Genomic DNA, 25,217 nt, shown 5'->3' on the forward strand with positions numbered 1-25,217 from the left:
ACGTTGCGGTATCCGCACAGTTATTATTTGGCGGCTCGACCGGCTGGGCCGTTCCACCAAGCACCTGATTGAAGTAGTCGAGGACCTGAGCCCACCGTGGGCGGCACCTGATTTTCTTGCAGGGCCCCGTTAATACGACTTCGCCGGGTGGCCAACTCATATTCCAGATTTTCTGCGCCCTGGCCGAGCACGAGTGTAACGGGCTCGTGCAAGGCACCCCCACCGTCAAGCAACTCTACGAGGCGGGCCAGCAGTCCACCCGCTAACTCATGGACTACTTCCAGATTGGCTCCCGCCGCACGCTATACATAAACGAATAGGGAAATCCTCCGACTAGATTAAAGGAGACGCACGTGGGCACGTGGGGGCGGGCGCTAGAGACCACCCGGCGGAAGCGGTAGTTTTGGGCCATGCATCCGCTTCACCGCCCGCCCGCCGTCCCCGTTCATCTGTTCCAGCCAGATGACGCAACAGGCAACCGCTCGTTTACCCTAGTGCGCCTGCAAGGCGAGGTCGTGCCCGTACCGTACATGTTGCTCCCGCACCGCAAGGACTATTACCTGCTATTTTTTGTCCGGCATACCAGCGGCCGGCATTGGGTGGACATGACCCCCTACACGCATCAGGACAACACCTTATACTTCACGAACCCCTCCCAGATTCTGGTCAATGAGGAGCTGGCTCCGACGTGGGGAACCTACCTGGGCTTTACCCGCGAGTTTCTGGCGGTGCAGTCCAACGCGTCCCTGCGCGAGCTGCCGCTCATCCAGAACTCCCACCACTGGCACCAGCTGCGCTTGAGCGCGGTCGATGCCGCCTTTGTGGAGCAGGTCTTGGCGAACCTCGACGCGGAGCACCACCGCGCCGGCGCGTGGCAGCACCAGTTGCTGAGCGCCCACTTGAGCGTACTGCTTACCTACCTGAGCCGGCTGTACACGGAGCAACTGACGGGCCCCGACGCTTCGGCGGACCAACGGGTGCTCCAAGCGTATCAAGCCCAGGTGGAAGAAAACTTTCGCGACGCGCACGAGGTGAGCGCCTACGCCACGCGGCTCCAACTGCCGGCCAAGCACCTGAGCGCAATCGTAAAAGCGCAAAGTGGTAAGCCCGCCATCAAACACGTGCACGAGCGCCTGGTGCTCGAAGCCCGCCGCCTGCTGGTATACTCCGACCAGTCCCTGAAAGAAATCGCCTTCGAGCTCGGCTTTTCGGAGGCTTCCTACTTCAGCCGCTTCTTCAAGCGCGAAACGGGCCTGACCCCACTCGCGTACCGGACCAGCCGCCCGTCTCGAAAAATGTCCTAGTAATACAGGAGAATGGGTAAGAGCCCTGCCCAGGCCTGCTGCTAATTTTGTGCTGTTAATCGCTTGATCAACAGACAGTATGAAAACCGCACTCCTTACGGGGGCCAACAAAGGCATTGGCTTCGAAACGGCCCGGCAGCTCCTGCAGCACGGGTATTATGTATACCTGGGCAGCCGCGATAGGCAACGCGGCCAACAAGCCGCTGACCAGCTTCGGGCCGAGGGCTACCCCCACGTCGAGCCGGTTCAATTGGATGTTACGGACAGCGCCTCCATCGCGGCCGCCCGAGAAGCCGTGGGTCGACAGACGACGGTGTTGGACGTGCTCGTCAACAACGCTGGCATCAGCGGGGGGTATCCGCAGCCGGCTCTGGCTACGCCCCTCAGCACGTTTCGGAACGTATTCGCCACCAACGTGTTCGGGGCCATCGAGGTGACGCAAGTCTTTAGCGACCTGCTGTGGCAGTCGCCCGCGCCCCGCATCGTGAACGTATCGTCGGGGCTGGGCTCGCTGACGCTCCAAAACGACCCCTGCTGGCGATTTTACACCGTGAAGGGGGCCGTCTACCCGCCCTCCAAAACGGCCCTGAATGCTTACACGGTGGCGCTGGCCTACGAGTTGCGCGATACACCCTTCAAAGTGAACCTGGTGTGCCCGGGGTACGTGGATACTGATTTTACCGACCACTTGGGAGATAGCAGCGTCGCCGAAGGCGCCGCTCGCGTTACGAAAGCCGTACTGCTCGGGCCGGATGGCCCCACCGGGCAGTTTTTCGGTCAAGAAGCAGGCTCAGACCTAAACCCCTGGTAACAGAATACGGGTAGACTGCACCGGATGAATGCTGCTGTGCAAAGTCAGGTCGCAGCACAGAGGCAGTTGCCCGCGCCGTGGCCTGCTGCATCCGTTGCGCCCGGTCAGCGCTAATGGCACTTGGGTCGGCCGCTTGGCATTCGTTCGTTTTGGCCCAACTACTCCAGCTTAGTGACGGCGCTACTTAATGAGACCCGGCGTGCTTGCGGATGCGACTGAGGGTTTCGCGTGATACCCCCAAGTAAGAGGCAATCATGTGTAAGGGTATCCGTTGGTAAAAATCGGGGAACGCCTTCACAAACTCCTGGTAGCGCGCTTCGGCCGGGTGGCTGATGGAGGTATAGAGCCGGTTGATTTGGGCATCGAAGTGGCGGCCCGCTAGCTGGTTCTCCAGGGTGTTGAAGGCGGGGATTTCTCTTTTCAGTTGCTCAAAGTTTTCTTTCGTCCACAGCAGCACGTGCGTGTCTTCCAGCGCCTCAATAGTGCCTTCCGCCGGAAGGCCGGTGCGAAAGCTTTCGGCTTCCGTAATCCACCAGTTCTCGATGGCAAAGCGCAGGATGTGCTCCATCGCCGCCTCGTCGGTGCGGTAGAGGCGCAGCGAGCCGCTGACGACAAAGGCGATGTAGCGGCATACGTCGCCTTTTTGCAGTAGATACTCTCGTCGCTTGAGCTTTCTAACTAGCGCCCCCGCTTCCAGCTGCTCCAACTCGGCGTCGGTGAAAGCGGCTTTAGAAGTCAGGTAGTTTCGGAACGTTTCAACCATGGCTACGCACGTCTTTTGAGGCACTCCCTAAGCTAGCCGAAGAGCCGTGTTGCCCGAAGTAGCAGCCCGGCAAAGTAGACATTCCCTGGGGTGGTTAACTCAACATCAACCTAGGGGCGGGTGTTTGGTATCGACTATGGGGTTCTCGTTACAACGGGGCGAAAAATTACGCTAAGCCGTTGCCGTACCGGCTACCAAGGAAGCGCCCCCCCTGGCCCCGTGAAAGTGCCCGTCGGTTCGTCCGCGTCCAGGACCACGCGCACCAGGTAGTGGGCCCCCTGCTCGACGGTATCAGTGCCGGCCGGATTCATGGCCGTTTTCGTGGAGCCCGGACTGGCCACGTTGACTTTGATGTTGGTCTGCTCCAGGTCAATGGCGAAGGCCAGCGTCACGGCATTGAGCGCGGTTTTCGAGGCGGCATACACCACGCTGTAGGCTTGCCGGTAGGGAAAGGCTGGGTCTGCGTTCAAGGTCAGGGAGCCAAGCGGGCTGCTGACGTTGACAATGCGGGCGGCGGGCGCTTCCCGCAGCAGCGGCAATAGGGCCTGCGTGATAGCGATAACCCCGAAGACGTTGGTTTCAAAAACGGCCCGTACCTCATCGAGCGAGGCGATGCTGGCGTGGCTGTCCCGCCTGATTTCTTCGCCCGACCGGCCCGGCTGGCCTGCCTCGGCGATGCCGGCGTTGTTGACGAGCACGTCGAGTCGGCCGAACGTCTGCCGGATGTGGGCCGCAGCGGCGGCAATAGAGTCCGGCTGCGTGACATCGAGCTGCACGGCGTGGGCCGCCGCGCCGATGGACTGCGCCGCAGTTTCCCCCTTCTGTGGACTGCGCGAACCCAGCAGCACGGTATAGCCATTCGCGGCGAGGTCTTTGGCAATTTGAAGGCCGATGCCTTGGTTGGCGCCGGTAATGAGGGCGACGGGTTGGGCGTGCATGAGGGTCTGTTGGGTAGCGCGACCGGATTCGTGGGGCCGCCTGGTGGGGCTGAAATAGCGGCACAAAGGTGCCGGCCCTAACCTCGTGCGTTTTTGCCAAATGGCAAGAAGTGGCCTACCGAATATGTTTTCTTACCCGGCTCAAGGAAGATGGCGTTATGCCCAAATAAGAGGCCAGGTAGGTCAGCGGCACCCGATTGGCGAGTTGCGGGTAGTTGGTTAGAAAAGACGTGTAGCGGGCGGCGGCATCTTGGCCCACCATCGGCAGCACACGTGCCATTTTCTCGCGCATTGCCTGCGCGATGATTTTGTGCACGATCGTCTCCCAACCAGGGATAAGCTGGAAGAATGTTTGCCACTGCTGCGCAGTGAATACCACGAGCCGACACGCTGTCACGGCCTGCACCAGACAGGGCGCTTCGGGATGGGGGGCGCCCGGCGCTCGCACGTCCAGGATGAGGTGCCCCTCCTCAATGAAATACCGAGTACGCTCTTCGCCCTGTTCGGTGCTGGAATAAACCCGCAATACGCCGGCTTCTACAAATCCCACCCGTTGCGCCACGGCACCGGCCTCCACAAAATAGTCGCTTTTGCGCAACGTGACGCGGGTTGCTTTTTGGGCGACCACCTCTTGCTGGTGAGGGGTTAAGCGGCCGAACTGCCACAGGTAGGCTAAAAACTCATTCATAGGCTATCAAGAAGGCGGAACGGCTAAAAGTTGCCCGTTGACAAACAAGAAAACGTGGGCCACCCCGCGTTAACATATCGGCAAAAAGTGCTTAGCGTAATTTTTCGCCCCGTTGTAACGAAAACCTTACTATTGGCAATCCTGGCAAGGCGTATAAATCGGTGACAAATGTCCTCGTTTCGCCCCTGGTAATCCCCCCAATTTTGCCTACCCAAACGGCATAGCCAAGCGCCCCTGTACCCCACGGGATGGCGCCCCCTATGACAACCGGCGTTGCGCTCCTGCCTAACGAGCAGGCGGGGTATTTTAAACAATTAAGCCAACTAAAAATGAGTAAGCTAGCAAGCAAGGTCGCCCTGATTACCGGGGCTTCCAAAGGCATAGGCGCGGCCATCGCCACCTATTTTGCCGCCGAGGGTGCCAAAGTGGTGGTGAACTACGCCTCCAGCCAGGACGGGGCCGATAAGGTGGTAAAAGCCATCACCGCGGCCGGTGGTACGGCTATTTCACTACAGGGAGACGTATCGAAAGAAGCGGATGTAGCCCGGCTGTTCGCCGAAACCAACCAGGCGTTCGGCCCCGTGGATATTCTGGTCAACAACGCGGGCATCTACCAGTACGCCCCGCTTGAAGAGGTTTCGGTCGAAGCTTTCCATCAGCATTTCAATATCAATGTATTGGGCGCGCTGCTCGCCATGCAGGCCGCGGTAAAACAGTTTGGGGCGGCCGGCGGCACTATCATTAATATCAGTTCGGAGGCCGGCCGAACGCCGCTGCCCACGGGGTCGGTGTACTCGGCTTCTAAAGCCGCGTTAGATGCCATGACCACGGCACTGTCGAAGGAATTCAGCGGCCGTAACATCCGCATCAACTCGATTTTGCCCGGCATCGTGGAAACGGAAGGCTCGCGCAGTGGCGGCTTTATTGGGAGCGAGGCCGAAACCCGTTTAGTGGCGACTACCCCGCTGGGTCGCACGGGGCAGCCCGCGGATATTGCCAAAGTAGCCGTCTTCCTGGCTTCGGATGATGCCGCCTGGATTACCGGGGAGAAAATTTCCGTTTCCGGGGGGATATACGGGCTGTAGGTAACGCCTAGTCTTTGCCCCGCCCCACGGCTAGGGCCAATCCAGGCTGCCGGTGCGCGGCGCGTTCTCACCGGGTCGTGGCTGGTTGGCGCGTGGTATGCGCCGTGCTGATGCTGGTGGTTGGCCCGGCAAAAGCTACTTGATTACCGCTGATTTACTGTTGCTTTTAGCTGCAAGGTTGCTAAAAACAATCACATAATTCTGCCTCTGCAGTCCAGACTTTCAACCGAATTAAACCATGAGCAAGCTCAAAAACAAGGTCGCCGTCATTACGGGCGGCAATAGTGGCATTGGCTTCGGCATTGCCGAGGCTTTCCAACAAGAAGGGGCCGTCGGCACCATCACCGGCCGAAATCAGGCAACGCTTACCCACTCCGTGCAGGCCTTGGGAACCAGCTTTATCGGCCTCCCCGGCGATGTCACCAAGATGGCAGACCTGGAACGGATTTTCAAAGACACCTTTGAGCGGTTCGGCAAGATTGATGCGCTGGTGGTGAATGCGGGCGGGGTCGTGGATGGCACCCCGATGGGCGCCATCATGGATGTCACGGAAGGCAGCTATGACGGCTACATGGACCTGAATCTGAAGAGTGCGTACTTCACAGTTCAGAAAGCCTTGCCCTACCTCAACGAGGGGGCGTCCATCATTCTTATTGGGTCCAGCGCCGCCCACCGGGCCGCCCCAGGCATGGCAATTTATGCGGCGGCTAAGGCAGCGGTTATCTCGCTGGCTAAAGGGTTATCGCTGGATTTATTAGCTAGAAAAATCAGGGTAAACGCCTTGTCGCCCGGTTCCATTGATACCCCGGCCTTTGACAAGATGGTGCCGCAGGAGCAACTCGCCCAGGTGAAACAAGTGTGGATAGACCTGATTCCCGTGGGCCGGATGGGGCTGCCCTCCGAGATGGGCAAAGCCGCGGTTTTCCTGGCTTCGGACGACTCTTCCTTTGTGGTTGGCACGGAATTGCTGGCCGACGGCGGGATGACCAACATCAGCCTGATGAAATAAGCAGGAACAATCGGTAGTGGGCAGACAACCGAGTTGTCTGCCCACTACCGATTGTTTTAGGACTTGCTTACTGTCAACGGCACTTCTAAACGAAGAGTCCTGCTTGGTAGAAGCAATTTTTCTCCTGAACTACCACGTAAAAAAAATGGAACAAACTAATGCGAACGGGGCCTTGCAAAAGCCTCTGGGCTCGGGCTTTAATGTCACCTCCACGGCCAGTGAGGTAATGGAGGGAGTGAGCCTGGCCGGCAAAGTAGCCATCGTCACGGGTGGGTACACGGGCATTGGCTTAGAAACCACCAAAGCGCTGGCCGCAGCGGGTGCAACCGTCGTTGTGCCCGCCAGAAGCCTGGACAAGGCTAAGGAAAATCTAATGGGGGTCGCTGATGTGGAATTGGCCGAAATAGACTTGCTGAATCCGGACGCTATCGATGCCTTTGCGGCCACGTTCCTCGCTTCGGGCCGCCCGCTGCATCTGCTTATCCACAACGCCGGCATCATGTTCGTGCCCTTGCGTCGCAACAGCCGGGGTATGGAATCGCAATTGGCCACCAACTACGCAGCGCCTTTTCAGTTGACGGCCCGGTTGTGGCCAGCGTTGAAGAAAGCGAAGGGCGCCCGGGTAGTAAACGTTTCCTCGCTCGGGCGCCAGCGGGGTGGGTAGCTTAGGCCAGCGCGGCCGCGTCGTCAAGGGTGGGCACGATGAGCAGGTCGGCCTCTTTGCCGGCCAGGGTGCGCCGCAGCGTGCGCGCAACGGCGGCGGGCACCCGGTAGAGGACTAGGCGCGCGTGGCGCCGCTGCAGGCGCTGCTGGCAGGCCCACAGCAGCCAGGCCGCCGTGGTGGAGAGGGTAGTAAGCAGGCGGCAATCGACCCACACGGCCGGCTTGCCGCTGTGGCAGGCCCGGGCCAACTGGTCCGCTAGCTCCGTTTCGGCGGCGGCTTTGGCGGTAGCGGTCGGGGCCAGGGCCAGCAGGTAGCTGGTGAGAAACGGTTCACTATAGATAATCATAATAGTGGACATGGAGCGTTTAAGGAGAGAACTACACAAAATTCCGCGCTGATAACTACTTTATTTCCCGCATTTTCCCGGAAATAGTTGGAGAAAATACGGAGTTTGCGCGGCCAGTGGCTGGGCTGTTTGCCGAACGCAACAGCACGGATTTTTTAAACTCCTGCCGGTTCAACCTTCGCTAGTCGAAGCGCTGTGTCAGCTTCCTCTTAAACAGTGCCAGTGTAAGCCGTCGTCTGGCAGTTTAAGGGAGGCTCAACGAAGCAACCCTTGCTCCGTATCACTTAAGAAGTCCTAGCGGCCGGGAATCCCGATAGGTAGCGGTAGGTAAAGCGAAGCGCTACCTATTTCTTCTAAGAAGTACCTATCCTGTTATTGTTAGCTATTCCTTGTTACTATAGGTCACTCGGCGGCCGTGTTCTTGCTGGCTACTGGCAGCCGCTCGTGCAGGCGCTGCACTTGCTTCTGGTTGAAGGTACCCCCGCGTGGGGCGGTAAAGCCGAGGGCATTCAACTCCCCCGCCAACTGGCGAAAGCTCACTCCCTGCGCCCGGCGCGAGCTGATAAAGGCCGCCGTTTGCCGTAGACCCGGGTGCTGCTGCAGGTGTGCTCGCCGCACGAGCAGGCTCTGTTCCCGCGCCGCCGCCGTGAGGTTGGCCGGCGTACCCAACACTGCCCCTCGCGCCTTCTTAGCCGCGAGCGCATCCTTGGTCCGCTTCGAGATGGTCTCGCGCTCGTGTTGGGCGAGCACGGCGAAGAGGCCCACGGTAAGCGTGTTTGCATCGGGCATGTCGCAGCAGACGAAATCCACCCTTGCATCGCGGAGCTGGAAAATGAAGCCGGCGTTGCGGGATAGTCGGTCCAGTTTGGCAATGAGTAGCGTCGCGCCCTTTGCCTTGGCCAGGGCGATGGCGGCGGCCAGTTGCGGGCGCTGGTTTTGTTTGCCCGATTCGACTTCGCGAGTGCCAGCGAGCTAGTGGCCTTCAAAGCCTGGTTGCTGCAGGAGGGCTTCGAACGCAACAAAGTCTATGCGGACCCGCAAGCCCCCGTCTGGCAGCAGATCGCTCGTTTCCAAGAAGGCGGTGAAAACTGTGGGCCTAGTAGCTGTTCTTCACGCCCACTACTAAGGGTCTCAGCAGGTGGGCTATCAGCTTAATAAACAGCTAGAACCACTATAGCAGGCTTTTTTGCTCCCTTAGCTAGCGAGCGGGTGGTTACCTTTGTGCCACTCGCGTCAGGTAAGTCCCCCAGCCGACGGCTGCTCTGTAAAAAGAGAAGCCCGGCGCTGCTGGTCACAGTCCGGACTTCGAGAAGTGTGGGGGTAATTGAGCTACCCTTTCAACTTCTTAGCAGATGAAAAAGGACAGCGCGAAGTCGGAGTTTGAAGTTCTGTTCAAGCTCCGAATGTCCGATAAGTTAGTAAGCTGGCTTATCGGATTGTTAGCTGGTTGGACTGCCGCAACTGCGGTAGCTCACTGGCTACACTAGGGTGCAAAGGCCGTGCCGTGAGGTGCGGCCTTTGTTTTGGTGAATCAGTACACGAATCTAGCAGAAGTTTACTGGATTCTGTACATATTGTTTCAACGCGTGTTGAAACAATACCCTACTAGGTACAGCACAGTGATCATCTACTCAATGACTTGCTTACCAGAAAGTTCAAAAGGGCTGGAAGCTTGACCCGTATTCTTTCTAGGCAGACTTGCTTGGCCTCTCCGTGCTACTGCCGGAATACCTTAGCCAATCGGTCCCCGGTGGGTACCGGCACGGCAGAATGGGAACCTACCTGTAATCGAGGGGATAACTCGCTATCTTGCAAGCTATACCAGCCTGCTATATGATTAAACACTTACTTCTTTGGATTGCTTATTTAGTGCCCACCTGGGGTTTCGCGCAAGTCCTGCCAGCGGATAGCCTAAGCCAGCCGCCGACCCGAGAACAGACCTCAGCCAGCGCGTATCGCTACGTAAATGCCACGTCGCTTACCCTGCGTGCTTCCCCAGTGGCCACCGCCGGAGCTATGGCGACGATTGCAGGCGCGAGCCGGGTGCAGCTCCTGCAGGAACGGGCGGATGGGTGGAGTCACGTCCAGGTAGCGGCGGCGGTGGGCTATGTCAAATCGGAGTATTTGGTCGAGGCTCAAGAAGCGGTAACGGCGGAGGTAGACTGGGCCGAGGTAACCGCAGCGGGTGGCGAGGCCTATCACAGTCTCTTGCCCCTAACTCCTTTAGCCGTTGCACCAGCCCGGCCAGCAGTGAGTCATCGGGTGGCACCCAAAGTGACCAGCGGACCAAAGGTGTACATCTGTGGCAACGGCCGCACCGAGGTCTACCATAGCACGGAGTCCTGCGCGGCGATGCGCCGGTGTACCTATCAGACACTTGTCATGAGCCAACGCGAGGCGCAAGCGTCGGGCTTACGGGGGTGTATGAAGTGCGATTGAGCTGGCAAAAAGCCTGTTGTACTTAGAATCCAACCGCTGGGTGCCTAAAAAGCGGTGCCTAACTAGACAAAAAAGGGGGCCGCTTGCGCGGCCCCAGGGAGTCCTACTTCCAGAATAATCTAGTGTCAGACCACTACAAAAATAACGAGGAGTGCGTGAATCTAACTTTAGCTATCTACGCACTTCTTCCAAATACCAAGTGATAGAAAAGCACTGCTTTACTGCCCTATTTAATGGTACAATTGCTCCCGCTGCATGTAAATCAAGCACCGATTTTTCACCGCTGGATGAGCGATCCGGAGGTCATTGCTTACTCTCTATCCTTATTTCAGAACTTAAAGACCCCCGAGCAAGTAGCTGATTGGTTGGTGCACACGTTGCAAGACCAGCGTAGTCTAACGCTGGGCATCTATCTGCTAGAAACCCAGGAATTGATTGGCTATGCGGGCATTGTCAACATCTCGCGAGTAAATCAGTCGGGCGAATACTTTATCCTGTTGGGCGAAAAGCGTTACTGGGGCCAGGGCATTGGGACCATCGTGACGCGCGTGCTAGTCGCGCAGGCTTTTCAGGAGCTTGGGCTGCACCGCGTGATGCTGACCGTTTCGGTACCCAACGAAGGAGGCGTTAAAGCTTACCTGAAGGCGGGCTTCCAAGTAGAAGGGCGCTTGCGAGATGCCTGTTACCGGCAAGGCCGGTTTCATGATAAGCTCCTGATGTCGGTGTTGAAATCTGAGTGGTCTACCTAACCAGTAGTAACAACTCTTCTCACCAGCTATTTATGCACTTCGCTGCTTGCTCTGCCTGGCATCACTGCGGCACGCAGGGCCTATTTTCCCCGTACCTCGGTCAACTGCTCGTTAAACTTTCGGCTTTGCTGCGCCTGGTTAGGTTGCCCGTAGCGCCGCTGACCTAAGCGGGGCAGCGGGGCCTTTTCGTTGGCAGTGCATCGTTAGCTAGGACCGATTCGACTATAAGCGCAACACGTTAAAAGTAGCTAAATCACCCTTCACCGTCTCTTGCTTTTCTAGCTGCGGCTGCGTCGGGTCTACGACCCGTTTGCCTGCAATGTAAAAGCAGTATTTCAGCTCTTTGCGGTCGGTTTTTAGGTGCAAGACCCAGCCCGTAGGGGTCTGCAGCAGGAAGCGGTAGAAGTTGTACTCCCCCTTGAGTTCTACTACTACTGTTGGGGCAGCTTTAAAGCCATCCAACTCAATAACCGCGTTCGGCGGCTCACTATCTCGCAAATTGGCTAAGAGCGCGTTCGTTTTCCAGCTGGGCTTGCGGACGGCTTGCAAAACGCGGACAGCGGCGGCGTACGCTCCTTGCGTGGCCAATACTTCGGCCTTGGTGAACTGCACTTCGGTACTATCCAGCCGGTGGTTCACGGGTAGGTAGCGTTCCCAGAAAGGAAATAGTAAACTTGCTTTCGTAAAGTCTTTTTCAACGTAGAACTGGTGCAAAAAAGCCAGCCGCAGCAAGGACTCCTTTTGTCGCGCACTGAACTGCCCTTTCTGCAGAAACTTGTCGACCGCCGGCGCGCCCTGCTTGGTAGCTAGCAAGCGGGTGAGTTGGAGGCTTGCGTTGCGTGGGAACTGGTTGGCTAGTAGCAGACTTCGCTTACCGCCCTGGAGTAAGGCGCGCATGCTGGTCCGCCATGGCGTATGGTAGTCCTCCGCTAAGTAAAACCAGATGTCCCCCGTGGTCAGGTTGTGAATGTTGGTGTAGAGCGTCGTGGTGAACTCGCGCCACGACGTGGCGGCCGCAATCTTCACCAGATTTTCTTGACTTATTCCGCCCGAGGCCAAGAGCTTTTGCGTGATGGGGTAGCGCCAGCAGCTCGCCTTACCCGGCCCCGCTTCACAGACGTTGAAGTTTGCGGAAGCCAGCTGCTTGGTCGCCTGCACAATGGTGTCTGGGGTGATGATGGCGAGGTTCCCGTGCTTGTCTGCTACGTGCAGTTGCACGTCCCCCATGTCAGGCAGGTAGTAGGTGTCCCAGAGCGCGAGAAACTGCGGCACCGACTGGCACCGCTGCAGCAAGTACACCAGCATGGAGCCGTACGGAAAAGGCTTCCGGCCCTTGCGCAGTTTGTACGTCTGGGGAGGCAAGGCATTCATGTCAAAAAATACCCCCGCCTCGTTGCTGCCGCCCTGGATACTGCCGTCCGGTGCCCCGAACGTTAACGTGAGGTAGCCTAACGTGTGCTTCCCCGAGGCGGGATACACATTCACGTAATTGGCATAGGTGTGGAAGAAATCCTCGTTGTTCATCGCCCAGGTTTGCCCGTGGCGGTCCGTTCCGGATACAATGGTGCACGCCTTGCTACAGATTGACCAGAGTAAGAGCAGCAGCAGTAGGGTCGTTTTCATCCAGAGGATTTAGCAGGTGAAGGCCGCAAGTACTGCGGAACCAGCACGTTCGTTACAGCCAGTGACTGTTGGGGTCGCACTATAATTAGGAACGGAAAACAACGTTAGTGAAATTCGACTAATTGTTCCTGCCAGTTGACTAAGTTGCGTAGCGGCCGTAACTCGCCGGCTGCTACACGTTCGGGCAGCTTAAAGTCATAACGTCCGAGTAAGCTGCTCCGGACTGGGGTCGGCGTAATGGCGTCCGTAGCGAACGGCCTGTTCATCACTCAGAAATACAACGGGCATGGTAACAGGTGACAGTGTTGTGCAAGCGTGGAGGCCGACTGGCCAATAGGATGGTGCTATCCACCCAACCCACCCGTGTCGCCCCGCGGCTGGTCTTCCAGGTTACTAGTGGCCTTGTGGCCTCCCAGGAACCAGGAGAATCCCAGGTAGCCCACACGCGTTTCATATTTGGTTTGCAGGTCGGTAGCCAGCCCCTCCGCCGCAAGCTGCGTGTACTGGCGGCGCGTGTTGAACAGGTCGCTCACGCGCAGGGTCAGCGCCGCCCGGTCACCAAACAGGCGCTGGCGCAAGGCCACATCCACCCCGTACATGGCCAGCAAGCGACCCTGGGGCACCACCAGCGGGGCCCGGTATTCGCCACTGAGCTGCAGGGCCAGTGTTTTGGTTGGGCTAAACTGGTTGAGTAGGTACGCCGTGCCAGTGAAGCCAGCGCGGGTGCCATCGCCGCTGTAGCTGGCTATCTGGTTGCGGTAATAAGAGCCGTTGGCCGTGAGTTTCCACCACTTAGTCACCGTCTGCGTCAACGAGATTTCCAGCCCGTAGCTGGCCGTGTGGCCAAAATTGGCGTAGCTGGTGCGGGTGATAAAGTCGGGCTGACCGCTGCGGCGGGTGGCCAGCGTATCAATGGTGCGCAGGCTCTGAATGGACTGGCTGGCAAAACGACCAAACAGGGTCGTGTTCAACGTCGTGGCGTGCCAGGTTAGTTGGTGCGCCAGCTCCACGACGTGCACGTACTCGGGGCGCAGGTCGACATTGCCCACCACGTAGTTGCGGGCATCGGAATAGAAAGGCAGCGGAATAACTTGCAGAAAGTTGGGGCGGTTCACGCGGCGTGAGTAGCTGAGTTGCAGGCGTTGATCGTGGGGCAGTGTGGGCGCCACCGTTACCGAGGGGAAAAGGTTGAGAATCCGTTGGCGAGCCGTGCCTGTGGGCAGCACCTGGGCGGCGAGCCCCGTGAATTCCACCCGCAACCCGGCCTGGTACTCCCATAGCTCCGCCTTGTGCCGGTAGGACCCGTAGGCCTGCGGAATGAGCTGCCGGTAGGTGTAGCGGTACGAGCCCGTGTCCCGCCGCACAAAGTCGCCCCCCGGGGTAGCTTGCACCGCATAATCGGATGTGCCGGGTGTCAGCAGGGCGTCGGTCTTGACGCCCGCTTCCCAGCGCCGCTTCTCGTCCAGCGGATGCACGTAGTCTACCTGCATCGACGGCATCTGAATGGTGACGTCGAGAAATTGCTGGCGGGCGTTGCTGGCGTAGCTGGCCGGCCCGTCCAGGACGCGCTGTTGGGTCGTGACGGTGCCGATATCCAGGTAGTACGAGGCACTGGCGGTTAGCTCCCGCCCCGGGGACGCGGCCCAGGTGCGCCGGTAGGTACCCGAGACCCGGCTGCCTTGCAGATTATCGGCCTGCGTGTTCTGGTTGCGCAGCAGGAACGCGGGAGTGGGGTCCCGGGCGAGCAGGGTGGCAAAGTCCTGCATGGTGCGATATTTCTCAGCATAGTACTGGGCCGTTAGGCTAACGCGCTGCTCGTCGCTAAAGGCGTAGTCAACGCCCAGCCGCAGGCTGTGATTGGTTTGCAGGCGCGTACTGGCCCCCGTTTGGTCGGTGCGGGTGGTGCGGCCATCCACCGTGGCAACCTGCTGCAAGGACGAGCTGCCGTGGAACAGATTGCTCAACCCGTCGAGGGTGCCGGAAAAGTTGAATTTGCCGACCTGCCGGTTGCCGCTGAGCGACCCGGTATATTTCTCCCGGGTGCCCACCGTGGCCAGGGCATCGCCGTTCCAGCCGGGTTGGGTTTGTTTTTTCTGCACCAGGTTGATGATGCCCCCCGTGCCCTGGGCCGCGTACTGCGCGCCGGGATTGGTGATGACCTCAATGGTTTCGAGGCGGCTGGCAGGCAGTTGGTCGAGGCGCAGGTTAGGGGGCGCGGGCTTGCCGTCGAGGTAGAGCGTGACGCTGGCATTCCCCCGCAAGCTGACTTGCCCATTGTCGTCCACGGCTACCGAAGGCACTTTCTGCAGGATATCCGCCGCCGTGCCACCCGCGCTGTTCAGGTCTTTGTCTACGTTGAGGACGGTTTTACCCAACTCGTTGACCATCGCGGCTTTTTCGCCCTGCACCACCACGCCGCTCAGCTGCACGGCGCTTGGAGCCACCAGCCACTCCCCCAGGCGAACGACCGGAGCAACTGCATCCAGCGTAGCCGCTCGGCGGGCGGGCTGGTAGCCCAGCGCCTGGGCCCGCACTACGTACCGGCCCAGCGCGAGGTCGGTCAGGGCAAAAGTGCCATTTTCAGCGGTCTGGGTGTTGCCGACGAGGGTCGAGTCGGACCGTCGCAGCAGCAAGACGTTAGCGAAGGGCAGTGGCTGGCGCGTACGCTGGTCTAACAAGGTGCCCGACACCCTCCCCGACCCCTGGGCCAGCAGCGGACCGGGCAGCAGACCCGTCGCTACCAGACTGAACCAGCCGAGGTACCCGACTCCTCGAAGGCAGCCGGTAATTCGGAGCCCTATGGTAGCTAGGCTCTTTACCTGATAGTTCATAAATAGTTGATTTATAGTATTTTTTGCAATGCATACTACCTTGCAATGCATACTAAATACGCAAGAAAAGAGAGACTTTTTCATAGCATTAGAGCAACTGGTACTGGAAGCTGGGTGCGCTTGGCGGGCTACTAATTCGAGGTATTCTACCGTGGACCCTGCGAGGGAGTACTTGGGTTTAGTGCTGCGCCGGCCGCCACCGCCCTGCTATCGGAGGCTGATTGCCAGGATTTGACCACCACGGCAGTCGGCATCGTGCCAGAAGCCAGCTTAATTCTTCGGATGATTGAACTCTGGTCCCGGATCTGCACCCTTATTAGGCAGCGCTGTACTTGGTCACCCGCCTGTATATACACGAGGTAGCGGCCGCTAGGCACGTGGTCGAAGTCAAACCGGTGGCCGTACGCCAGACCGGGGTACGTTTCGGTGAAGAGAATTTGCCCGTTACTTAGGCGTACGACCTGCACGCGACCGGCCAAGGCGGTAGGATTTTCGAGACGCAGGCGCAGGGAGGCGGGGGCTACTTGAGTGATACTGACGGCCCCGGACGCCTGAGCCAGGGCGGGCGTGGTGCCGGCGCACAGGGCCACTACAGAAAATAGACAAAGAAGCTTGGTTGGGGAATGCATACAAGAAAGTATAAAAGGGTGAATTAGCTATCCGATAGGTAGGAGGCAGCGATAGGATTGGACTACTTGCTAGCCACTGGCTACTTTACTTTTGCTTGGTAGCGCAGAAAGAAGTAGTAGGCCAGTAAGCCGCCGGCTGTGCTGAAGAGTAGGATAATGACGGGGTGCAGCTCCCAGGGTAGGTAGCGGCTGCACAGCGCTAGCCCCGTGCCCGTGCTCAGGAGTAGCGCCACCCACTTCACCACCTTGTTTTGCTCGTTCTGCGCAACAGGCAGCAGGCGCTCGACAATGCTTTCTGAGGTAGCGGCCGCGACCATCTGCTTTTTCAGCAAGTAGTTCAATAGTAGCTTAATAGCAATCACGACAAAGTTGCAGAGCAGGATAAATCCTGTCATCACGAACCCTTTTGCGACCAGGTCCTCATCGAAGACCGGTCCCGACGTACCAGGACCCTGAGCCGAAGCTTGCCAGGTGGCGAGGCAAAAAAGCAGGAGCAGCCAAAAATATTTCATAGAGTGAGCCAGGTAGCGGTACTGGATGAGACTGGCCAGCGCCGGTCATGTTGCAAAAGTTTTTAGGAGAAAGCGAGTTGGCGCATTTGCCGGCGATGCCGGACCAGCAACGCCAGGCACCGCCCGGCCACGAGGATGCCCCCCGCGGTGACCAGCCCGGTAGCTAAGCTTTGAAAAGTCTGTACCAGCAGGGCGCCAAACAGGGACAGAAACACGACCACCATCCCCAATACGAGTACGGCCACGACACTCAGCGCCCAGGGAAAAGCCGGCTTGGCCCGGGGCAATTGTGCCAGGACGCGCGCGGTGAAGTCAAGCGGAAAAGGAGGTGGCAGCAAGTGCGCCGCCGCCGTGAGCAGCTGTTGGTAGGTAGCGACCCGGCCCTGGCACAGGGGACAGCCGTGTAGGTGAGCCAGTTGAGAAGCGGGCAACGAGGCAGTCGATTCGGCGGCCTCCTGCAGGGTCCGCTCGGCAAGATGGAAGCTCATCATAAGTCGTCGCGTTGGTAGGTGGCCAGCAAGTGTTGCTTTAATAATTTTCGCGCCCGAAAGAGGTAGTTTTTCACGGTGCCGCCCGGTAGGGAAGTTATCTGGGCAATTTCCTCGTAGCTCAGCTCCTGCTGGTGATACAAGGCAATTAAGGTGCGGTAGAGCGGGGGTAGCTGTTCGATGGCCGTGCTCAAGATGTCAGCCAGGTTCTGGCCAAACAGGGCCGTTTCGGGGTCATAATCCGTGCCCGCAACCAGCGGCGGCGGGGCGCGGCGGCCCTCCTCCACCGCGCTATCCGGTTCGGGTTCCGCGGGGTCCACCAGTACCAACTGCTTTTTTTCCAGATACATCAAGCACGTATTGTAGGTGATTTGGCCGACCCACGTGGAGAATTTTGCCTGAAACTTAAAGCCGACTAGGTTCTTGAAAACCTTCACATACACGTCCTGCCCAACATCGGGTCGGTCGGCCGGATGGCGAATCATTTTAGATACCATCTGCGTGACTAGTCCCTGCGTGCGCTGCATAAGTTGCCCAAAGGCCGCGGTGTCCCCCCCCAGCACCTGCGCCACAAGCTGCTGGTCGGTCGCGGAAGGGGTGGGCGGGTTGCTCATCAAGGCATGAGACTGGTCAGCTGGAATCTTGTTGCAGCCGAACGGCTTAACGGTAGTTTCATCTTTGGAAAGGCTCCGGTACCAGCCGTTCGGGTAGGCGTGGCAGTGCCGCCAGTGGGTACTCCTAAATGCGCGAGATACCGGTAAACCGGACGCACCGGGCGCAGTGGTTTGCGCTGACGCAGTTGCCTGCACTCCTGCTTAACCACGAGCAGAAAGTGCAGGACACCTGGCAGCGCGTACGAGAGGCCGCACGTAACCGACCCGTACCCTTTTACCTGTTACCCCAAAATTTTCGCTCAATTAAGCTGCAAAAGCTCTACGAAGCGCTCTACCAGGTCCCCCTCGATAATCGCAACTTCCGCAAATGGGTCAAGGGTCTGCCGTACGTGGAAGCCTTGGCGCAAGTGGAAACAAACGTTTCGCATCGCCCGGGTAAATACCACCAATTTAAGCTAGCTGCCTACGAGGCGTTTACGAAAGCGACCCAGTTGAGCCCTTACTAGCGCCACCTATTTTCACCGGAGAGCAAAACTCCTAGCTGCTTGCTCTTCATGCTTCGAATTACGCAGCTAGCCAAGCACATACTTAGCTACGGTGCTCGCCGACATACGTAAGGCCTTGCTAATGGCATAGCTCGATAAGCCACGCTGTTTCAACTCTCGTATCTGGTCAATGACCACTGCGCTTTTGGTCGGCGGTCCTATCTGCACGCCTTCAGCGCGGCGTCGGGCCATCCCAGCTTTAGTCCGTTCGCTCAGTCGAATGCGCTCTTGCTTGGCTAGTGTGGCTAGAATAGAGATAATAGCCTCCTGAAACAGCCCGACCGAATCGAGGTATTGTTCGGTGAGCGACTTATAGCCCACGCCCCAGCCTTGCAGTTGATTCAGGTACTGTAAGGTGGGCAACGCCCCTTCGCGGCTAAAACGGTCCAAGCTCCAGAACAACACCAAATCGAAGCGCCGAAGGTGGGCATCAGCAAAGAGAGCCTGAAACTCCGAGCGCTTACCCGTTCCGCCCGACTCGTGTTCCACGTACTCTTTGTAGATGGTGTAGCCGTGAGCCTGCGCAAAGCGCCGCAGTTCGGGTAACTGATTCTCGGTGCTCTGACCTTTATCCTTAGTCGAGACGCGGGCGTAAAGAGCGACGGTTGTCATGTCTTGAAGGTACTCCAATAAGGGTCAGTGAAAAAGGCTCATAAAAAGTGCCTCCACGCGCTGGAAACGCCCTCGCCTAAACTATCCAATAAGGGCCTCATTATCGCTGCGACTGCTGAATAATTTATAAAAGTGATTGACCTACTGCGTGTTTAGAGTCCCTTCACGGGTTTAAAGACTGTTAAATAACCGAAATCCTGGCTCGTTTTGTCTAAATCTTCTCCTCTCCCGTGGCCCACCTGCGCGTCTCTACCCAGAAGCAAGGTTTGTCCGGCCTCAGCCTGGAAGCGCAGCGAGCCGCGGTGTCGACGTTTAGCCAGGCAACGCCCCTAGTGGCGGAGGTTGTCGAAGTCAAGTCGGGCAAGTAAAACCAGTGCCCGTAGCTAGCCACTGCGATGGCCCTGGCCAAGGCGGAAGGCGTGACGTTACTTATGGCCAAGTTGGATAGATTGTCGAGGAACGCGAGCTTCATCTTCCAGCTCCGCGATGCGGGCGTGGACTTCGTGTGCTGCGATATGTCCGATGCGAAGACGCCTACAGTGGGCATTTTCGCCGTGCTCGCCCAGCACGAGCGCGAAACGATTTCCAAACAAACCAAAGACGCGCTCGCCGCCAAGCTAGCCCAAGGCGCGCAACTGGGTACCCCGGCTACCTTGACGCCAGCCGATACGCAGCAGGGACGGGACCAGAACCGAGCGAATGCGCACGCCAATGAGCCTATTGAGCAGGCGGCGGCCCACAGCCTGCTGCGCGAGAAGGGATTTAACTACTCCCAAATCGTGGAGAAGTTGCATGCGTTGCGCTTCGTGACTCGTATGGGCAAGGCCTTCCAGGCCGAGCAAATCAAGCGGTTGTACCTGCGCACAATGGCCTAGCCGCAGGCCGCCGCCCGCCTTGACGGGGCCTTCTCAGAAAACGGAAAATAGCGCGGTGCTGGTTGGCCAGGTTCTCACGCAGGCGCGCCAGAGTGGTGCAGGGTAGTGTTGGCCTCGAAAACGCCGTTCAGCTGCTGGTTATGGCCCTCCTATGCCTGCCACCAGCCGCACCTGCGACGGCAATTGGGGCGAATCGAACGCCACCTGCGTAACAGTTACTCTACCACTAGTAGGCGGGCTACTTGCGCGCCCGCCTGCACCACGTAGAGCCCCCCGCCAGCCCGGCGGGGAGCACTACATGGGCCCGACCCGTCGCATCGGCCGTGGTGATCGCCACGAGGCGGCCGCGCCCGTCCAGTATCTGAACTAGCCCCTGCGGCCCCGCGTCGAGCAAGGTCACCGGCGCGTGGGCCGGGTTCGGAAACAGCGTCAGTCCTTGCGGGGCGGGGGCCACGACCCGCACGGGCGAGTAGGACAGGCTGCCATCCAGGTCGACCTGGCGCAGGCGGTAGTAGCCCACCCCGGCCAGGGGCTGCGCATCCAGCAGCGCATAGTCCCGCGGCTGGCCACTGCTGCCGGCGGCCGCCACCCGGCCTAGTTCGGCGAACGCCTGCCCATCGACGCTGCGCTCGACGGCGAAGTAGGCGCTGTGCCACTCCGTGGCCGTGCCCCAGGCGAGCTGCATACCCCGCGGCCGGACTTCGGCCGTGAAGCGGGTCAGCGTGACGGGCAAGGGAGCCGCACTCGGCACGAATTGCAGGGCAAAGCGGGTGCTGGTGGCGTAGGTGCCGCTGGTGTTGGCCGCCGTCAGCTCGAAGGCGTAGGCGGTGCCCGGGGCCAGCAGCGCCGTGGTTTGGAGCAGCGCATCGGTCAGGTACACGGCAGTGGGGGCGAAATTGGCGAGTTTCCCCACCTGCAAGGTGTAGGTGCCGTAGGCCGGCACAGTTACGTACAGGCTGACCGCGAGCGGATTGCCGAGCAGGGAAGGCGGCAGCCCGTTGGTGGCCAGCTGCTGCCCGTCCACCGTGAGGCTGGCCAGGTTCAGGCCCGAGGGGTTGAGCAGCTTGCCGGCGTCAAAGTCAATGTCGAAGCCGGGGGTAGCGCCCGGCTCGAAATACACCGCCGCCGAGTCGGCATCCGTGCCGCCGCTGGCCACCAGGCCGAGACGCAAATCGGGTCGCTGCGCGTGGGCCGCGCCGCCGAGCAGCGTAAGCAGCAGTAGCCCCGACGCCAGCCGGCCAGCCGCCCCGCCCCGGCGGCTACTGCCCGTGGCCAGGCAGGTACACGGGCAATAGCCGCCAGCCCGACTGGCGGCGCAGGCGCAAAAATAGGGTAATTTCATAGCGGCAGCAGTACCAGTCGTAGCAGGGGCGTAGAGAGATAGGCCAGTACCGCCCTCAGCCCTTTAGCTGCCAGGCAGGCAGCTAAAGGGCTAGCGCTTAAAAAGGTCAGGCGAAAGCCGAAGCCGGGGGTGGGCAGTGCCTGGTGCTCGCCGCGGCTAGGGAAGCCGAGGCTACCCTAGCTGCGGCCCGCAGCCTTACTCGATGACCAGCTTTTTGACGACCACACCGGCCGGCGTGGTCAGGCGCAGCGAGTACACCCCGCTGACCAGGTCGTTCAGGGGCAGCGTGTGGCTCGCTAGGCCCGCGGGTAGCACCTGCTGGTGCACAACCCGGCCCAGGGCATCAAGCAGCGCCGCCGTGACGGGCTGGCGCCCCAGGGCGGCGGGCAGCACCAGGGTGAGCTGCGTGTTGGCCTTCGCCGGGTTGGGGTAGAGGGCCACTTGCTGGGCCAGGTCGGCGGGCACGGTGGCCAGCGGCTGCTGGGGCGAGAACACCAGCGCGAAGCGGGTCGTGTTCAGGGCCGTGGCACTGCTCACCGTGAACTGGTAGGTAGGCTGCTGGCGCAGGTCGGTGAGCGTGCCGAGTTGCCCATCGCGCAGGTACACGGGCACGGTGCTCAGGTTGAGCAGCTGGCTGGCCGTGAAGGTGTAGATGCCCGGCGCGGGCACGCCCACGGCCAGCGGCACCACGCACTGGCTGCTGCCCAACTCGGGCTGGCCGTCGATGCTGAGCTGGCGGCCGTTGGCCAGGCTGGTCGCCAGGTTCAGGCCAGTGGGGTTGGGCAGCTTCTCGGCGTCGAAGGCCGGCTCGAAGCCGCTGGTGGCCCCGCTTTCAAAGTACACCGTTGCCTCGTCGAGCAGCGGGTTGCCGGCCCCTTGCAGGGTCAGCGCTACCAGGGGGCGGGCGTCGGCGGCCGTACGCTGGAAGGACGTGCCGTTGGGCACGGTCAGGCGCTGGGAGTTGCGGAAGGTCATCGTGGCGCTCGTCTGGCCGATGGTCACGCGGGCGAAGAAGCCCTGGCCCACGGGCAGCACGGGGTTGCCGATGCCGTTGATGTAGGCGCGGTAGCGGCCCTGGTACTGGCTGGTGCTGCTGTACACGTAGATGGCGCTTTCCAGGCCCAGGCGGTCAACAGGCGTTACCCGCGAGTAGTCGAGCGGCGCGGGGTAGGGGTTGCCCAGCAGCTGCCAGCCACCGTCGGGGTAGGTGTTGCGGGTGCTGGTGAGGGGCAGCGTCAAGGTGCCATTGTTGAGCGTACCCTGAAAGTCAACCACTTCGCTGGCCGCAATATTGACGCTGTATCCCCGGCCCACGGCGAGCGGGTCGCTGAGAGCGGCGGGCGAGAAGTAGCCCTTGTCGAAAAGCGGCAGATTGTTAGCCAGGTTCAGGCGGCTGTCGTCGTAGCCAAAGACCGTGGGGAAGGGCTGCACTAGCGTAGGCGTGGCGCTCGTGTTGTAAGCCGGGCTGACGACGGGCATGAAGCCGGGCGTCGTCAGGTCGGCCACGGTGGTATTACTCACCGGGGCCGAGTAATGGCGGTAGCCGGGGCCGGGGTTCACGCTGGGGTCGATGGCGCGCTGCACGGTGGCCGTGCCCATGACTACGCCGCCGTTGTTCACCACCAGCCCATCGAGGGCCGCGCCGCCGCTCACGCGGGAGAGTAGCGTCAGCGACTGGCCGTTGGTGGTCAGGTTGCCCGTCAGCGTCAGCACGCGCTGAAAGCTGGCGCTGGTGCCCAGGCTGGCACTGGCTGCGCCGATGGTCAGGTTCCAGAAAGGTAGCGGGCTGCTGCCGCCCAGGGTTTGGAGGGCACTGCCATTGGTGGCGACGGTGCCGCCGGTGGCGGCCAGGGTGCCGTTGTTGGTCAGGTTGCCCGTCAGGCGCAGCGTGCCGCCGCTCTGGCTCAGAGTGGCGCCGGTGCTCAGGGTCAGGTTTTGGGCCTCAGCCGTACCGGCCGTGATGAGCGGCGCGAAAGGAGCGCCGGCTGGAATGATAGCATCAATAGTAGCTGTGGGCACGCCGGCGCTCCAGTTGGCGGCCGTAAACCAGGCGGTGCTGATGACACCCGTCCAGGTCGTGGCCGTAATCACCGTAAACGCCACTCCGTTGCTGGTGCCGCCGGGCGTGGTCACGGCAATGTTGCCGGTCGTGGCCCCGGTGGGCACGCTCACCGTGATGGAAGTACCAGCGGCGTTGACCACGAAGCCGGGGGCCGCCGTGCCGTTGAAGCTCACGCCCGTGGCCCCCGTCAGGTTGGTGCCCGTGAGCGTGACGCTGGTACCCACCGCCGCCGGGTTGGGGCTGATGGTGGTGAGAGTGGGCGCATACACTGTCGTATTGAGCAGCACCCCGGCCGTGTTGGAACTGAAGTTGGCCGTGAGCAGGTCGGGCTTGCCGTCGCCGTTCACGTCGGCCACCGCGATGCTCTGGGGATTGCTGCCGCCCGTGCCGTAGGTGGCGGCGGGGGCAAACGTAGCGGCGGGGGTTTGGGCGTGGGCGATGCCAGCGGTGGCCAGCAGCAGCCCCAGCGCCGCCGGCGGGCGGGCTAGGCGGCGGGTTAGCCAGGGAGAGTAGGTTTGCTCCATAAAGGTAAAAAAGGGGGAAGGGTAAGAAAGAGAAGCGGCAACAGGCAGGCTTAAAGCTGCTGTGGCAGGGTATTCAGGTAGTAATTATTCCCCTGTCAAGCATAATTTGCTCCGGGTATTGCGCTGTTTAGGGCCATCTAGCTGCCGGGGCGGCTGGCCCCCGTATTGGCCTCCTGGGCTGGGCAAGCACGGGGCCTGCCCAGCCGGGTGCGCGCGGAGCTGCCGCAGCCCTTGGCTAAGTAATGTTTTATAGCTGAGAAAGAGTGGGTGGCGCCTTAATTCCCCTAGGCCGCCAGCCTTGCTTGGTACGCTAGGTGTCTGGCCAGCCAACGGGTGGTTGGCGCTGCAAAACTGCACACCCCCGCTAGCCAACCTTGTTAAATGCTCGCCAATCTGCGGACAGTACCACAGATTGGCAGCCGAGCCAGTTATTTTGGCAGGCCTTCTGCAACACTGCTGCTGCCCTCTCTCTCTGGAAAGTACCCTTTTAACTACCTCATCCGGCGCGCTGAAGGGCTGGTTCAGGTGCTGGCCGCCTTACTTACTGGCTACTCCCCTATTCAGGCCGGGTAGTCGGCGGGGCGCCGGCCAAAGCGCTCGGTGTAGAGGGTCGCAAAATACCGGGAGCTGGCAAAGCCCACCGCCTCGGCTACCTGCGTCACCAAGCCAAAGCCTCCAGCTTCCAGGAGGAGCCGGGCCTGGTCGAGGCGCAGCTCGCGCAGCCACGCGGCCGGCGTGCGGCCGGTCAGCTCGCCCAGGCGGCGATAGAGCGTGCGCTCGCTCAGGCTCAGCAAGCGGGCGAGCTCGGTGGGCCCAAACTGTTCGTCGGCCAGGTGTTCGCTCGCTTGGGCCTGCCAGCCTGCTAGCCGCGTATCCGCAGCAGCTTCCAAGCGGAGCCGAGCTTGGTTTAGGCGCAGCGCGCGCAGCCACGCGGTCGGCGTGCGGCCGGTCAGCTCGCGCAGGTGGCGATAGAGCGTGCGCTCGCTCAGGCACAGCAAGCGGGCGAGCTCGGTGGGCCCAAACTGTTCATCGGCCAGGTGTTCGCTCGCTTGGGCCTGCCAGTGGGCTAGCAGGGTATCCCCCCCTGGGCGTCGCGCCACCGCGGGCGCTTGGGCAGCGGTGGGCGTGGTCCAGCTAGTAGGAGGGGCAGCCGGGGAGTGCGCCGCCAGCTCGGCCGGCCGGGTGCCGCCGCTCGCCGCGGCGAGCGGGTGGCCCGCGGTGGGTGCCTGCCCCGCCGGGCCATTGCTGGGTTGCCGCTGCAGCCAAGCATACGCGGAAGCCAGCTCGTCGAAGGTGCACACGGCGGGAGCCTCAATCTGGAGCACGAAGCCTTCAGTGGTGCGCCGCGAGGCCAACTTCTGAGGCAGTACCCAGGCCAAGACCTGCAACCCGGCGGCGTGCATCTGGGTCAGCCAGTCCAAACTCCGCGCCGAGAGCTGCATCGTGGTACGCGTGATGCCCGAATTGTCATTCAGAATTTTCGCGCAGGGAAACGCCCGCAGCGTGTCCAGCATGAGCAGACACGCGGCCCAGGAGGAATCGGGGTCGTGCTTCCCTTTCCACTCAACATAGTGCCACTGGTTGTCGGAGTCGTAGCTGATGGAAAGGCCAGGCGTGTCGACGAGCAGGCGCAAGGGCATGAGCTAAGGATAGGGGCTGGCAGAGGTAGCTGAAAAAGGCAGCGTCAAAAATACACTGGTGCGTTGACCTGAGCGCGCCGGCGTCGAGGGAATGCGGTGGCCAAAGGCAGCCCAAGCTGCTGGC

General features: G+C 60.4%; 23 protein-coding genes and 1 pseudogene. 10 read left to right on the plus strand and 14 right to left on the minus strand.

All coding sequences use genetic code 11. The annotated features are described in order from the left end of the window. Positions 1–22 precede the first annotated feature (22 nt). The 4 genes from ACFSDX_RS24655 (at position 23) to ACFSDX_RS24670 (ending at position 2,115) form a co-directional block, all read left to right on the plus strand. Positions 23–133, plus strand: coding sequence for a hypothetical protein (locus ACFSDX_RS24655; protein WP_465262263.1), 111 nt, complete (start codon positions 23–25; stop codon positions 131–133). Next, complete coding sequence (locus ACFSDX_RS24660; RefSeq protein ID WP_382318573.1) at positions 117–266, plus strand: hypothetical protein; 150 nt, start codon at positions 117–119, stop codon at positions 264–266. Before ACFSDX_RS24655 ends, ACFSDX_RS24660 begins: the two co-directional genes overlap by 17 nt. Positions 267–410: 144 nt before the next feature. Further along, positions 411–1,304: a helix-turn-helix domain-containing protein gene (locus ACFSDX_RS24665; RefSeq protein WP_382318575.1), complete on the plus strand. Its 894-nt coding sequence runs from the start codon at positions 411–413 to the stop codon at positions 1,302–1,304. 79 nt (positions 1,305–1,383) lie between these two features. Further along, positions 1,384–2,115 carry an SDR family oxidoreductase gene (locus ACFSDX_RS24670; RefSeq protein WP_382318577.1) on the plus strand — a complete coding sequence of 244 codons (732 nt, stop codon included), beginning with the start codon at positions 1,384–1,386 and terminating at the stop codon, positions 2,113–2,115. Positions 2,116–2,299: 184 nt separating this feature from the next. On the opposite strand, the gene ACFSDX_RS24675 is transcribed toward ACFSDX_RS24670, so the two are convergent. The 3 genes from ACFSDX_RS24675 to ACFSDX_RS24685 all read right to left on the minus strand — a co-directional run bounded on the left by ACFSDX_RS24675 (position 2,300) and on the right by ACFSDX_RS24685 (position 4,504). Further along, entirely contained in the window at positions 2,300–2,878 is a 579-nt protein-coding gene (locus ACFSDX_RS24675; protein ID WP_382318579.1) for a Crp/Fnr family transcriptional regulator, read from the minus strand. 191 nt (positions 2,879–3,069) lie between these two features. Beyond that, positions 3,070–3,816 carry an SDR family NAD(P)-dependent oxidoreductase gene (locus tag ACFSDX_RS24680; protein WP_382318581.1) on the minus strand — a complete coding sequence of 249 codons (747 nt, stop codon included), beginning with the start codon at positions 3,814–3,816 and terminating at the stop codon, positions 3,070–3,072. A gap of 115 nt (positions 3,817–3,931) precedes the next feature. Continuing rightward, positions 3,932–4,504 (minus strand): Crp/Fnr family transcriptional regulator, encoded by a 573-nt coding sequence (locus ACFSDX_RS24685; protein WP_382318583.1) that lies wholly within the window; start codon positions 4,502–4,504, stop codon positions 3,932–3,934. 329 nt (positions 4,505–4,833) lie between these two features. Here ACFSDX_RS24685 and ACFSDX_RS24690 point away from each other — a divergent pair, with 329 nt between their 5' ends. The 3 genes from ACFSDX_RS24690 to ACFSDX_RS24700 all read left to right on the plus strand — a co-directional run bounded on the left by ACFSDX_RS24690 (position 4,834) and on the right by ACFSDX_RS24700 (position 7,262). Further along, positions 4,834–5,589, plus strand: a complete 756-nt coding sequence (locus tag ACFSDX_RS24690; RefSeq protein WP_382318585.1) for an SDR family NAD(P)-dependent oxidoreductase — start codon at positions 4,834–4,836, stop codon at positions 5,587–5,589. A gap of 238 nt (positions 5,590–5,827) precedes the next feature. Continuing rightward, positions 5,828–6,598 (plus strand): SDR family oxidoreductase, encoded by a 771-nt coding sequence (locus ACFSDX_RS24695; protein WP_382318587.1) that lies wholly within the window; start codon positions 5,828–5,830, stop codon positions 6,596–6,598. A gap of 145 nt (positions 6,599–6,743) precedes the next feature. Further along, positions 6,744–7,262 (plus strand): SDR family NAD(P)-dependent oxidoreductase, encoded by a 519-nt coding sequence (locus tag ACFSDX_RS24700; RefSeq protein ID WP_382318589.1) that lies wholly within the window; start codon positions 6,744–6,746, stop codon positions 7,260–7,262. Between the two features lies 1 nt (position 7,263). On the opposite strand, the gene ACFSDX_RS24705 is transcribed toward ACFSDX_RS24700, so the two are convergent. Together ACFSDX_RS24705 and ACFSDX_RS24710 are read right to left on the minus strand one after the other, a co-directional pair. After that, on the minus strand, positions 7,264–7,620 hold the full coding sequence (locus tag ACFSDX_RS24705; protein WP_382318591.1) for an STAS domain-containing protein: 357 nt from the start codon (positions 7,618–7,620) through the stop codon (positions 7,264–7,266). A 390-nt stretch (positions 7,621–8,010) separates the two neighbouring features. Then, a pseudogene (locus ACFSDX_RS24710) lies at positions 8,011–8,550 on the minus strand (recombinase family protein); the annotation flags it as partial. A gap of 1,730 nt (positions 8,551–10,280) precedes the next feature. Here ACFSDX_RS24710 and ACFSDX_RS24715 point away from each other — a divergent pair. Beyond that, on the plus strand, positions 10,281–10,796 hold the full coding sequence (locus ACFSDX_RS24715) for a GNAT family N-acetyltransferase (protein ID WP_382318593.1): 516 nt from the start codon (positions 10,281–10,283) through the stop codon (positions 10,794–10,796). 222 nt (positions 10,797–11,018) lie between these two features. On the opposite strand, the gene ACFSDX_RS24720 is transcribed toward ACFSDX_RS24715, so the two are convergent. The 5 genes from ACFSDX_RS24720 to ACFSDX_RS24740 all read right to left on the minus strand — a co-directional run bounded on the left by ACFSDX_RS24720 (position 11,019) and on the right by ACFSDX_RS24740 (position 17,493). Further along, on the minus strand, positions 11,019–12,419 hold the full coding sequence (locus ACFSDX_RS24720) for a C45 family peptidase (RefSeq protein ID WP_382318595.1): 1,401 nt from the start codon (positions 12,417–12,419) through the stop codon (positions 11,019–11,021). Between the two features lie 344 nt (positions 12,420–12,763). Beyond that, positions 12,764–15,250 carry a TonB-dependent receptor gene (locus ACFSDX_RS24725; protein ID WP_382318597.1) on the minus strand — a complete coding sequence of 829 codons (2,487 nt, stop codon included), beginning with the start codon at positions 15,248–15,250 and terminating at the stop codon, positions 12,764–12,766. A gap of 709 nt (positions 15,251–15,959) precedes the next feature. Continuing rightward, positions 15,960–16,391 (minus strand): hypothetical protein, encoded by a 432-nt coding sequence (locus tag ACFSDX_RS24730; RefSeq protein ID WP_382318599.1) that lies wholly within the window; start codon positions 16,389–16,391, stop codon positions 15,960–15,962. Between the two features lie 62 nt (positions 16,392–16,453). Further along, on the minus strand, positions 16,454–16,882 hold the full coding sequence (locus ACFSDX_RS24735; protein WP_382318601.1) for an anti-sigma factor family protein: 429 nt from the start codon (positions 16,880–16,882) through the stop codon (positions 16,454–16,456). Continuing rightward, on the minus strand, positions 16,879–17,493 hold the full coding sequence (locus ACFSDX_RS24740; RefSeq protein ID WP_382318603.1) for an RNA polymerase sigma factor: 615 nt from the start codon (positions 17,491–17,493) through the stop codon (positions 16,879–16,881). Before ACFSDX_RS24740 ends, ACFSDX_RS24735 begins: the two co-directional genes overlap by 4 nt. A gap of 128 nt (positions 17,494–17,621) precedes the next feature. Between ACFSDX_RS24740 and ACFSDX_RS24745 the strand changes: the two genes are divergently transcribed. Next, positions 17,622–17,999, plus strand: a complete 378-nt coding sequence (locus tag ACFSDX_RS24745) for an NrtR DNA-binding winged helix domain-containing protein (protein WP_382318605.1) — start codon at positions 17,622–17,624, stop codon at positions 17,997–17,999. 66 nt (positions 18,000–18,065) lie between these two features. On the opposite strand, the gene ACFSDX_RS24750 is transcribed toward ACFSDX_RS24745, so the two are convergent. Beyond that, a complete protein-coding gene (locus ACFSDX_RS24750; RefSeq protein WP_382318607.1) occupies positions 18,066–18,650 on the minus strand; it encodes a recombinase family protein in 585 nt (194 codons plus the stop codon). A 395-nt stretch (positions 18,651–19,045) separates the two neighbouring features. On the opposite strand from ACFSDX_RS24750, the gene ACFSDX_RS24755 reads away from it, so the two are divergent. After that, positions 19,046–19,525: a recombinase family protein gene (locus tag ACFSDX_RS24755; RefSeq protein ID WP_382318609.1), complete on the plus strand. Its 480-nt coding sequence runs from the start codon at positions 19,046–19,048 to the stop codon at positions 19,523–19,525. Between the two features lie 238 nt (positions 19,526–19,763). Here the strand turns inward: ACFSDX_RS24755 and ACFSDX_RS24760 are convergent, their stop codons facing one another. The 3 genes from ACFSDX_RS24760 to ACFSDX_RS24770 all read right to left on the minus strand — a co-directional run bounded on the left by ACFSDX_RS24760 (position 19,764) and on the right by ACFSDX_RS24770 (position 25,093). After that, positions 19,764–20,867 (minus strand): fibronectin type III domain-containing protein, encoded by a 1,104-nt coding sequence (locus ACFSDX_RS24760; protein ID WP_382318611.1) that lies wholly within the window; start codon positions 20,865–20,867, stop codon positions 19,764–19,766. Between the two features lie 195 nt (positions 20,868–21,062). Further along, positions 21,063–23,453: a T9SS type A sorting domain-containing protein gene (locus ACFSDX_RS24765; RefSeq protein WP_382318613.1), complete on the minus strand. Its 2,391-nt coding sequence runs from the start codon at positions 23,451–23,453 to the stop codon at positions 21,063–21,065. Positions 23,454–24,013: 560 nt separating this feature from the next. After that, the gene (locus tag ACFSDX_RS24770; RefSeq protein WP_382318615.1) at positions 24,014–25,093 is read right to left on the minus strand and encodes a helix-turn-helix domain-containing protein; all 1,080 of its coding nucleotides are present in this window, start codon (positions 25,091–25,093) and stop codon (positions 24,014–24,016) included. Positions 25,094–25,217: the final 124 nt, after the last annotated feature.

The sequence above is a fragment of the Hymenobacter bucti genome, from assembly GCF_042681145.1.
GTDB classification, from domain to species: domain Bacteria; phylum Bacteroidota; class Bacteroidia; order Cytophagales; family Hymenobacteraceae; genus Hymenobacter; species Hymenobacter bucti.

Bases quoted from the DNA above. Each gene is read 5' to 3' on its own strand.
- ACFSDX_RS24740 (WP_382318603.1), bottom strand. From the start codon at position 17,493: ATGAGCAACCCGCCCACCCCTTCCGCGACCGACCAGCAGCTTGTGGCG.
- ACFSDX_RS24680 (WP_382318581.1), bottom strand. From the start codon at position 3,816: ATGCACGCCCAACCCGTCGCCCTCATTACCGGCGCCAACCAAGGCATC.
- ACFSDX_RS24705 (WP_382318591.1), bottom strand. From the start codon at position 7,620: ATGTCCACTATTATGATTATCTATAGTGAACCGTTTCTCACCAGCTAC.
- ACFSDX_RS24720 (WP_382318595.1), bottom strand. From the start codon at position 12,419: ATGAAAACGACCCTACTGCTGCTGCTCTTACTCTGGTCAATCTGTAGC.
- ACFSDX_RS24770 (WP_382318615.1), bottom strand. From the start codon at position 25,093: ATGCCCTTGCGCCTGCTCGTCGACACGCCTGGCCTTTCCATCAGCTAC.
- ACFSDX_RS24670 (WP_382318577.1), top strand. From the start codon at position 1,384: ATGAAAACCGCACTCCTTACGGGGGCCAACAAAGGCATTGGCTTCGAA.
- ACFSDX_RS24745 (WP_382318605.1), top strand. From the start codon at position 17,622: ATGCGCGAGATACCGGTAAACCGGACGCACCGGGCGCAGTGGTTTGCG.
- ACFSDX_RS24730 (WP_382318599.1), bottom strand. From the start codon at position 16,391: ATGAAATATTTTTGGCTGCTCCTGCTTTTTTGCCTCGCCACCTGGCAA.
- ACFSDX_RS24755 (WP_382318609.1), top strand. From the start codon at position 19,046: ATGGCCCTGGCCAAGGCGGAAGGCGTGACGTTACTTATGGCCAAGTTG.
- ACFSDX_RS24685 (WP_382318583.1), bottom strand. From the start codon at position 4,504: ATGAATGAGTTTTTAGCCTACCTGTGGCAGTTCGGCCGCTTAACCCCT.
- ACFSDX_RS24700 (WP_382318589.1), top strand. From the start codon at position 6,744: ATGGAACAAACTAATGCGAACGGGGCCTTGCAAAAGCCTCTGGGCTCG.
- ACFSDX_RS24675 (WP_382318579.1), bottom strand. From the start codon at position 2,878: ATGGTTGAAACGTTCCGAAACTACCTGACTTCTAAAGCCGCTTTCACC.
- ACFSDX_RS24695 (WP_382318587.1), top strand. From the start codon at position 5,828: ATGAGCAAGCTCAAAAACAAGGTCGCCGTCATTACGGGCGGCAATAGT.
- ACFSDX_RS24760 (WP_382318611.1), bottom strand. From the start codon at position 20,867: ATGAAATTACCCTATTTTTGCGCCTGCGCCGCCAGTCGGGCTGGCGGC.
- ACFSDX_RS24765 (WP_382318613.1), bottom strand. From the start codon at position 23,453: ATGGAGCAAACCTACTCTCCCTGGCTAACCCGCCGCCTAGCCCGCCCG.
- ACFSDX_RS24690 (WP_382318585.1), top strand. From the start codon at position 4,834: ATGAGTAAGCTAGCAAGCAAGGTCGCCCTGATTACCGGGGCTTCCAAA.
- ACFSDX_RS24715 (WP_382318593.1), top strand. From the start codon at position 10,281: ATGGTACAATTGCTCCCGCTGCATGTAAATCAAGCACCGATTTTTCAC.
- ACFSDX_RS24750 (WP_382318607.1), bottom strand. From the start codon at position 18,650: ATGACAACCGTCGCTCTTTACGCCCGCGTCTCGACTAAGGATAAAGGT.
- ACFSDX_RS24735 (WP_382318601.1), bottom strand. From the start codon at position 16,882: ATGATGAGCTTCCATCTTGCCGAGCGGACCCTGCAGGAGGCCGCCGAA.
- ACFSDX_RS24725 (WP_382318597.1), bottom strand. From the start codon at position 15,250: ATGAACTATCAGGTAAAGAGCCTAGCTACCATAGGGCTCCGAATTACC.
- ACFSDX_RS24665 (WP_382318575.1), top strand. From the start codon at position 411: ATGCATCCGCTTCACCGCCCGCCCGCCGTCCCCGTTCATCTGTTCCAG.